This is a genomic window from Luteibacter sp. P4_D7_3, assembly GCF_056401735.1.
The window spans coordinates 1-6,464 of sequence record NZ_JBFUIT010000237.1 but is presented as its reverse complement, the minus strand read 5'-3'; the positions used below and the strand labels follow the sequence as shown (position 1 = coordinate 6,464).

Here is a 6,464-nt window from a genome sequence, read left to right as displayed (position 1 = left end):
GAGTTCACCCGTGCACCGTTCATAGGCTTCCCGCTGCGTCTTCAGGTCGTCCTCGGCGCCCGGGGCTGTCCGCGCGGGGTCCGGATGGGCGATGACCGATGCGATCCCCGCCAACAGGGCCTTGGTGGCAGCCTGTTTGCCGCGCTCGATGCCCTGGGCGGTCAGGATGTCCTCGGGAACGATGAGCTGGCCATCGTGCGAGTCGAACGACATCCACGTGTGGTCGACTGAGGGATGCGCGCCCATGGACGAGACTTCGAAATCGATCGTTATCACCTGGCTATCCGCCCGGACGACGGTAAACGTGAGGTCCGTCATACCGCCCGTCTGGTCTTCTTCGGTGAAGACAGGCTGGTGATAATGCCCGGGCACCTGGCGCAACAGGCTGTACTGGATGGTCAGGTTGATCTTCGCCGCGACATTGGCGGCCATGCCGGAGACCACCGGCACGTCGTAATGCTCAGCATAGGCTGTGCCCACTGGAAAGGTCAGCGTGTCGACGCGTACCTGTGCGGTGGCGACGAGCGGCGTGCAAAGGACAAGGCCAAAAGCGAGTGTGCGCAACATCCGTGGTGCTCCCCTGGTTCCAGAACCGATGGTACCAAGGTTGTCTGACTTCCTCGTGGCGACGTGGTGACGGAACGCGGCGTCGATGACGCCGCGTTCCGCTTTGTGCCCTAATCCAACGGGCGCTCAGTAATCCCAATACCCCGGCACCCAACGGTAGGCATCACCGTCCACAGCCACCCGGCCAACCGACGGGAATGACACGTGGGTGGCCACGAGCAATTCGCCGCTCGCCGCCAACTCCTTGAAAAGACGCAGGCGGACGTTGACCGCCTCTTCGGGGTCGTGCTCGAAGCCGTTCTGCCAATCCGGGTGATCGAACGCGACCGGGAACAGGGCGTCGCCCGCGAACGTCAGCGCCTCGGTACCGGATGCAATACGGACCACGCAGTGCCCCGGTGTGTGACCGCCGGTACGACGGGCAACCACCCCGGGCGCTACCTCGTACTCCTCGTCGAACTGCCGCAGCTGGCTGCTGTAGTCCGCGAGGAAGCGCTTGGCGGTGACGCGAAGCACATCCGGAATCGGCGGCGGCATGACCGTGCGGGAAAAGTCCGGCGACTCCCAGAACGCAACCTCGGAAGCGGCTACGTGGATCCGTACGTCCGGACGCAGCTGTTCTTTCACGCCGTCACCGAGCAGGCCGCCCACATGGTCCATGTGCAGATGGGTAAGGACCACGTCAGTCAGGGAGGCCAGCGAAATGCCGGCGTCCTCGAGTCGCTTGACCAGCTGCCCCGCGCGCGGAAAACCTTCGAACACACCACCCAACCCGGAGTCGATGAGGATGGTCTGGTCACCACTGCGCACGACGACGACGTTAACTGCCCAATCGAACGTTTCTGGCAGAAGCATGTTGTCCAGCCAGGCGGCGCGACCCGCGGGCGCGACATTGGTCGACATCACTTCGAACGGGATCGGCAACGTGCCGTCGCTGATCACCATGACGTCGATCTCGCCGATCTTCAGCGCATAGCGCGACGGAACCAGATCCCTGGACTTTGCTTCAACGGTGTGTGGAATGCTGTGTACTACGCTCATCTTTCTCTCCTGCTGACCACGGTATGACAACCGACGTGGTTCCATCCTAGGTTTCAGCAGAACGCTCCGGTAGGCATCGAAGCGGCCTCATGCTATTGCCTGTTGCGCACCAATACCCCTCCCTTCACATCACGAGGTGCGAATCGCCACCACGGGCGGCACCTTCGCGGCGTATGACGCAGGCCCCCAGACGGCAAGCTGACCCAGCAGCCACAGCACGAGTGCCCCGATCAGCGGTACGTAGAGCGGCATGAATTGCAAAGGATAGACTCTCATCAGGCCGATATTCGCCAAGACGGACAGCACCAGTCCAAGGGCGACACCGCCACTGACGATCAGGAAGTTCTCGGCGTGAAAGTAACGCAGGATGTCACCCGTGGTCGCGCCCAGGGAGCGACGAATCCCGATTTGCGTGCGTCGCTGGCTGACCCAGAAGCTGCTCAGTCCGACGATGCCGCCTGCCGTGGCCAACATAAGCAGTCCGCAGACGATGCTCAGTAAGGTCGCCACACTTCGGTCCGCGGCATAGGCCTGCTCGCGCGCGCCGGCGAGCGTGACGACACCATCCTTCGCGTCGATGATGCGCATGCCCCCACGCGGCTCGAGAGATTTCAATGCCGCGGCGATGACAGGTGCCATGGGGGTGGCTTCGGTGCGAACCAGATACACCACGCCGTCGGGATCGCGAGAACGGGCCGGGAGAAGGATGCTGCTGTAGTCCAGGGCGGCCGACTCTCTAAGCGGCGACTGAAGACTGGCGACGATGCCGACAATGGCGGTCGGCCCACCCGGGAGGTACACCGTCTTGCCCAGCGCGTTTCCGTCGGGGAACAGCTTATCGGCAAGATTTCGCGTGACGATAATGGCCGGGGCTGTTGGCTTGTCGTCAGGGCTGTACGTCGTTATTTCCTCGGGACGGAAATTGCGCCCCTCTTCCAGCGATACGCCAAAGGTGTCGAGCGCATGGTCGTCGGCAAGATAGACCACGCCACGCGGTGGGCGCGTGCTCTGGTCCTGCTGGAGCTTCACGCCGGCGATGAGGATGCCGTTGGCACCAGCCAGCGGATACGTCTGGCTGGCGGACGCATCGCGCACACCCGTTGCCCGACGCAACGCGTCCAGGTCAGCACGAATCGTGGCCTCGACCTGGGTCGGGTTCTGGCCGGCCCTCCACCCATTTCGGATCACGAAGATGTGCGCCTCGTCGGTTCCGGTGAGGCGCGAAAGATGGACGATGCGAGTCGCGACGATATACAGCGCGTTCGACGCCACCGCGAGCGTGAGYGCCACCTGCAGGCCGATGAGCAAGGTGGCGACCTTGTGCCGGCCCAGCGCGGCAAGAATCGGGCTTAACTGCATGAATGCCCTGGCTAGTCTCATGTCAGGAACCTCAAGGGTTGATCTTGATCTGCCAGGCGGGCGCGATTCGCGCTGCTCGCCAGGTCGGATAGAGGGCGGCAACGACCGTCGCCGCGATCGAAAGCAGTACCGTGAGCCCGATGAGCGACGCATCGATATGCACCATGCGCGCGATCTTCGGCTCGAAGAGGCCGCCGATGCCCCATAGGCCGAGCAAGGTCAGGGTCACGCCGAAAAGACCGCCGACAAAGCCAATGCTGGCTCCTTCGATCAGAAACTGCCGGTAGATGGATGCGCGCGAGGCGCCAAGCGCTCGCCGGATACCGATCTCCGGCGCCCTCCGCATGAATCGGGCGAGCATGAGACCGACGACATTGATGAGGACGATCAGCAGAAAGCTGGCAGAGACCAGCATGGACAACGACGATGCCGGCGGCGCGACACGCAGGTAGTCCATCCAGTCCATCAGATCGTGCAGGCCAACATTGGGCGGCCACGCGAAGCGCCCAAGCCGTTGCTGCTCCTGGGCATAGCCGTGCAAATACTCGCGGTAGCCCGCCACGTCCGCAGCCGTCGGAAGCTCGACCCACGCGGCAATGCGGTCGCATTCGCCGTGGAGGTAGGCATCCCAGTCGCGCGGATCGGTCCCTCCGGCATCCGACCGGCAATCGGGAAACTTGATGTCCTTCTTCATGTCAGTCGCGCGGGTGAACGGGATGAAGACATCCCCCGCGTCGTCAAGGGCACTGCTGCCTCCCAGGGTGGCCATGTCGAAGAAGCGGGGCCTCGGCTTCCAGTCGTCGAGAACACCCGCGATCTGGAATGCCTTCCCATCGAGCCGAAGACCCTGCCCCACGCTGTTCCGTCCGCCAAACACCTTGTCGTTCAGGGCCCGGCTGATCACCACCATGGAGGCGTGCCGCTCGTCGTCGTTCGGTGCCCAACCGCCACCGAAGCGGAACGGCACGTCGAACATGGGAAAGAAGTCGGCCGTTACCGCGTCGCCGATCGCCGCCAGTGCAGGTATCGAAGGGTCGTTGGATTCCACACCCCACCTGGTCGAATAGACCAGCGCTTGCCGCTTCGCCTTGCCTGCTTTCCACAGCGCGACCGCGTCGATGTAGCTCAACATCTCAGGCGGCTCACCGTCGACGGCGTGCGCCGGACCGGCGTTATCGATCTGCGGCGCAAAGAGCTGCGAGGATCGGCCCGGCATCGGATCGCTCGTCGTCGCGCGAAACACCGCGTACGAGACCATGCATGCCGAAACACCAAAAGCCAGCAACGCGACAACCAGCGCCGTTAGCGCTTTACTCCGCCTGCAGCTACGCAAGGCCAGCGCAACGTAATACCCCCACATATCGTCCCTTTTTCCCCTTCCGTAAGCGGTCGAGAGCAATATTAGTGCCAAACGATAGCGAGACGACCTGGCCCGTCCGTACGCCCGGCCCTGTCCAGGACGGCTGTCCCCGGACACTTGTCCGCGGACACTCCGGACACTCTGCTCACGTGACCGCTTGTGCGGGCTCCATGTCTGTTTCGGTGGCTGCAGTTGCGCTAAGGTCCGGCAGGTCAAATCCAGGGGAAGCGTCCATGCGTCGTCATCTGCTGATCTTTATTGCCATGGTGTTCGCCATGCCCGCCTTGGCCGCACACGCGCCGATGTCGGACCCGCCGGTGCGCGTTGGCATCGTGATGTTCGACGGCGTCCAGATCATCGACTTCGCGGGACCCTACGAGGTCTTCGGCAACGCGGGCTTCGGCGTGGTCACGGTATCGGCGGACGGCAAGCCGGTGAGCACCGCGATGGGCCTGAAGGTCACGCCGGACGCGAGCTTCGCCACGGCCCCGCCGTTCGACGTGCTGCTGATCCCCGGTGGCGACGTGGCCGATGCACAACGCGACACGCGCATCCTCGACTTCATCCGCCAACGATCCGTGCCGGCAAAGCAGGTGCTCTCAGTCTGCACCGGCGCCTTCATCCTCGGTGCCACCGGCCTGCTCGACGGCGACAAGGCGACCACCTTCACACCACGCATCGACGAGTTGGCCAAGGCCTTCCCGAAGATCCAGGTGATCCGCGACGTACGCTGGGCCGACAACGGCAAGCTGGTGACGTCAGCTGGTCTTTCGTCGGGCATCGACGCCGCGCTGCACGTGGTCGCGAAAATTCGCGGCACCGACGAAGCACGCACCGTCGCCCTGCGCCTTGAATACGACTGGAAGCCCGAAGGCGGCTTCGTCCGTTCGCGGCTCGCCGATCGCTATCTGACGAAGACGCTGCTGCAAGCCGGCGTCGACTGGCCGAAAGACGCAAAGTTCGACGAGTATGTCTCTGCCGGTGACCTCGACCGCTGGGAGACGCGCTATCACGTGCAGACGACCACACCTGCCGCCGAGCTGCTCGACCGTCTCGACGTCGGGGCGCGCAAGACCGGCCTGTGGAAGGCCGCCGGTCCGCATCGCTGGAGCAGCCGGCAGGAGAACCGGGATGTCACGCTGAGTTTCTCCACGAAGCCTGGCGTGGACGCGTCGCACTACGATCTGCAGATGGTCATCGTGGCGGCAGCCGCTTCGGGAACAGCGAAGCCGTGACCTAGGGCAAGCCACGGCCTCGCTAGGCGAAAGCGGTGCGCCGTGGCATAACACGTCTTTCCGAGATGGACCTCGTCATATGCGCCGCACCCTCGCTGGCATCGCGATGCTTCTGCTCCTCTGGCCCGTCGCCGCCCTCGCGGGAGTCAATAACTCGAAGGACCCCGTTCCTCACTACGGCATGTCACAGGATGCGCTCGAGCGTGCCTATGTCGAGTCGTACGAGCATGAAGGCTTCTTCTTGTCGGATCGCACGAGCAAGAAGTCGCTTGTGGGTAGCACCTGGACGACGCGCCTGGTCTTTACCTTTCGGATGCCACCCGGCTGGGGAAAGAACTGGACGACGCTGGAAGTCACCACGCAGGATCCGACGAAATGTGCGCCGTGCATGGTGCGCCGGCTCGACTTCGTCTACCCCGGCCACGACATGGAAGATCCCGGCGGCGTATACGCCGGCTACCAGCAGATGTCAGTGGCCGACAACCGGGCGGTAGCCGCCGCAGCAGGACGCGTCAACGCGGTGATCTCCCCGGCCAGGTTATGGCATCCCGTCTATGTCGCGCCAGTAGAGAGGAACTGGCCGTTGATCACGTGGTTTGCGAGCCTCCTGATCGTCGCCGTTCTCACGGTTCGCGAGCCACCCTACTCCCGGCTCAGCTATCTTCGGCTACCCGTCGCCGCACCTCTGTTCATCGTCGCAGCCTATCTGCTCATCCGGTTCAAGATTGTCGCCAGTGACGGACAAGCGTCGGGCGCGGGCGTCTACTGGCTCATCGCGATGGCCATCGGCTGGCTCACCCTGTTGCTGGGTGTGTTCCTCGTCGTCGGCKTCCTGCGCAGGAAGCCTCTTCACCCTGTGACGGCCATCCTTTCCGTTATCCCGGCCATCTGCATGCTTATCG

The 6,464-nt window shown here is 63.6% G+C and carries 6 protein-coding genes; 2 read left to right on the top strand and 4 right to left on the bottom strand.

The genetic code is table 11. The annotated features are described in order from the left end of the window. The 4 genes from AC1DSN_RS16690 to AC1DSN_RS16675 all read right to left on the bottom strand — a co-directional run. Positions 1 to 567, bottom strand: a 567-nt coding sequence (locus tag AC1DSN_RS16690) for a hypothetical protein (RefSeq protein ID WP_477331768.1), incomplete at its 3' end; no start/stop codon positions are given. 126 nt (positions 568 to 693) lie between these two features. Next, on the bottom strand, positions 694 to 1,608 hold the full coding sequence (locus tag AC1DSN_RS16685) for an MBL fold metallo-hydrolase (RefSeq protein ID WP_477296030.1): 915 nt from the start codon (positions 1,606 to 1,608) through the stop codon (positions 694 to 696). A gap of 129 nt (positions 1,609 to 1,737) precedes the next feature. Continuing rightward, complete coding sequence (locus tag AC1DSN_RS16680; RefSeq protein ID WP_477331766.1) at positions 1,738 to 2,988, bottom strand: ABC transporter permease; 1,251 nt, start codon at positions 2,986 to 2,988, stop codon at positions 1,738 to 1,740. Between the two features lie 10 nt (positions 2,989 to 2,998). Continuing rightward, complete coding sequence (locus tag AC1DSN_RS16675; RefSeq protein ID WP_477296028.1) at positions 2,999 to 4,327, bottom strand: ABC transporter permease; 1,329 nt, start codon at positions 4,325 to 4,327, stop codon at positions 2,999 to 3,001. Positions 4,328 to 4,560: 233 nt separating this feature from the next. On the opposite strand from AC1DSN_RS16675, the gene AC1DSN_RS16670 reads away from it, so the two are divergent. Next, positions 4,561 to 5,562: a DJ-1/PfpI family protein gene (locus tag AC1DSN_RS16670; protein WP_477295971.1), complete on the top strand. Its 1,002-nt coding sequence runs from the start codon at positions 4,561 to 4,563 to the stop codon at positions 5,560 to 5,562. A 79-nt stretch (positions 5,563 to 5,641) separates the two neighbouring features. Then, on the top strand, positions 5,642 to 6,464 hold an 823-nt coding region (locus tag AC1DSN_RS16665; protein ID WP_477331764.1), incomplete at its 3' end, for a hypothetical protein.

Coding starts and splice junctions, on each gene's coding strand:
- AC1DSN_RS16685 (WP_477296030.1), bottom strand. CDS start 1,608: ATGAGCGTAGTACACAGCATTCCACACACCGTTGAAGCAAAGTCCAGG.
- AC1DSN_RS16675 (WP_477296028.1), bottom strand. CDS start 4,327: ATGTGGGGGTATTACGTTGCGCTGGCCTTGCGTAGCTGCAGGCGGAGT.
- AC1DSN_RS16670 (WP_477295971.1), top strand. CDS start 4,561: ATGCGTCGTCATCTGCTGATCTTTATTGCCATGGTGTTCGCCATGCCC.